Origin of the sequence: Tunicatimonas sp. (genome assembly GCF_049647865.1) — a bacterium.
Classification (GTDB): Bacteria; Bacteroidota; Bacteroidia; order Cytophagales; family Cyclobacteriaceae; genus Tunicatimonas.
The window spans coordinates 1-1905 of the sequence record NZ_JBARYM010000169.1; the positions used below are offsets into that span (position 1 = coordinate 1).

A 1905-nucleotide genomic window follows, 5' to 3' on the forward strand; every position below is an offset into this window, starting at 1 on the left:
GGTTGAACGCTCGCATAAACGGCAAAGGAATTGAACAGCGACCGTTTGTATCGCCGGACAGAAAATACCTATTTTTCAGCAGAACGAGCGTAACTCAAGTAAATGGCTCAGAAAACTACGAGTCAGATATATACTGGGTAAGTACCAAATCTATTTTCAAGCCTTATCTCTACAACAACGATGTTAAAACTGACCCTGAAGTAAAATATAACGAGCCATTTCAATTGAATTTACCTAAGGATTTATTCAAAGATGTGGATGATCTTAATCTGTTCTACGAAGCATCGTTGGCAAACAATAATGAGCTACCCGGATGGATTAGATTTGATGCCAATAATTTATCGATGAGCGGAACGTGGAAGTCAAAAAAACCAATAACTATCAAATTAACGGCTACTGATGGCGCAGGAAATAGTGGGGACTATAAGTTTCAGCTAAAGGGTGTTTAAGTAATAAAATTATCTATAAATATCATAACACCATAACACCATAACACCATAACACCATAACACCATAACACCATAACACCTTAGCACTATTTCAACTTCACACTCTCCATTACTTTTTGGGCAATAGGTTGCCACTGATTTTGACGTTGGCGGGGACAGCTAAAGGTGAATACGATAGCTTTATTCTGGCGGATGGTGTACTGAGCGTAGGAGTAGCGATGTACCGGGGATTTGGATGTAATTGCGTCTTCATCGGGCTTTACCACGGAGGTGAATTCAAAATAAGCTACTGGGGTTCCTTTGATCTCCCGTATTCCTTCTTCTAAAAAATCAACTTCATCGTATAATTCAAGCAAGCTAGAACGATAAAAATCTTTCAAGATAGGTAAATCGTCGGCGCGCCAGCGGGTGTTGGCAGCACTCACGCTAAAGTCAGCGATTTGATCAGGACTGGTGAACGCCGCCAAGGGTGGACGAGCCGACAGAAATTTCTGCTGCATTTGATCCTCAGTCATCGGCTGAAACGACTCGGGTAAACTCACACTGATCTCCTCAGAGATGTCTATCCGCGTAAATTTATCCTCAGTGATCTGAAAAGCACTAAAGAGTAGTAAAGTGCTACAATATAAAGCTAAAACAACCGAATTTTTCATAGCGCGAATTTAGTGCAAACTACCGAACAGAAAGCTTTGCTTCTTGAGCATTAACTGCAAACACTATCCGGTAAGTTTAGTTTCTTAGTTAAGAAAAGCCACTGTACTTAATTAACTCAACTATTATGAAGTTATTTTCACCATTATTATTTACTACCATTTTTACTTTGGGATTATTTGCTTGCGGGGGCGACGATAAGGAAGCGGCTACTTCTACTGAGCCAGATAGTCTGGCCTACCCTAAAGACAAAGTACTTGACGATACAAATTTAGATAATCGTCAGCCACTAGAATTTACTACTGAGTTTGAAAGTGTAGAAAAGCGCGTACTGATTGCTTCGCTAATGCGGCAAAAGACCGATTTGGAATACCGAATTCGGGAGGTTAAGAACCAGCCAGGCGGCACTACTCCTCCGGCGGGCGATTTACAGCAACTAAAGACTTACGTAGACGATATCAGTCGGGAAATCGCCAAAGTACGGCAAACCCCCGATGAAAACTTGGCAGAGGTAGAAGAAACTGCTACGGCAGCCATTGAGGGCGCAGGAGCCTTGTTGCAATCTACCTATATGCGAATTGATAGTGGTTTTTAGAGATATGTTTAAGTCAGGACTTGCGAAGTTTCAATTCCCTTTATTATAAAGGACGCTAATGGCTAAAACTTCGTAAGTCTCCGGCAACCAACGAACTTCGGTTAAACCTTCTGCTGCGAAATTATCTAAACCCAATTATTCAACTTTCTTTCCTCGCCGGTAGCGGACGGACTTTATCAAGTCCCCTTGCTCATCGTAATAAAACCAGGT

The 1905-nt window shown here is 41.6% G+C and carries 3 protein-coding genes; 2 read left to right on the forward strand and 1 reads right to left on the reverse strand.

Features of this window, described 5'->3' with window-relative positions; translation table 11 throughout:
* Positions 1–449: putative Ig domain-containing protein (locus WBA23_RS05170; protein ID WP_424581183.1), on the forward strand; the 449-nt coding region annotated here is incomplete at its 5' end.
* A gap of 86 nt (positions 450–535) precedes the next feature.
* On the opposite strand, the gene WBA23_RS05175 is transcribed toward WBA23_RS05170, so the two are convergent.
* On the reverse strand, positions 536–1102 hold the full coding sequence (locus tag WBA23_RS05175; protein ID WP_424581184.1) for a hypothetical protein: 567 nt from the start codon (positions 1100–1102) through the stop codon (positions 536–538).
* Between the two features lie 125 nt (positions 1103–1227).
* On the opposite strand from WBA23_RS05175, the gene WBA23_RS05180 reads away from it, so the two are divergent.
* Positions 1228–1695 carry a hypothetical protein gene (locus WBA23_RS05180; protein ID WP_424581185.1) on the forward strand — a complete coding sequence of 156 codons (468 nt, stop codon included), beginning with the start codon at positions 1228–1230 and terminating at the stop codon, positions 1693–1695.
* The last annotated feature ends 210 nt before the right edge of the window (positions 1696–1905 follow it).

Coding starts and splice junctions, on each gene's coding strand:
- WBA23_RS05175 (WP_424581184.1), bottom strand. CDS start 1,102: ATGAAAAATTCGGTTGTTTTAGCTTTATATTGTAGCACTTTACTACTC.
- WBA23_RS05180 (WP_424581185.1), top strand. CDS start 1,228: ATGAAGTTATTTTCACCATTATTATTTACTACCATTTTTACTTTGGGA.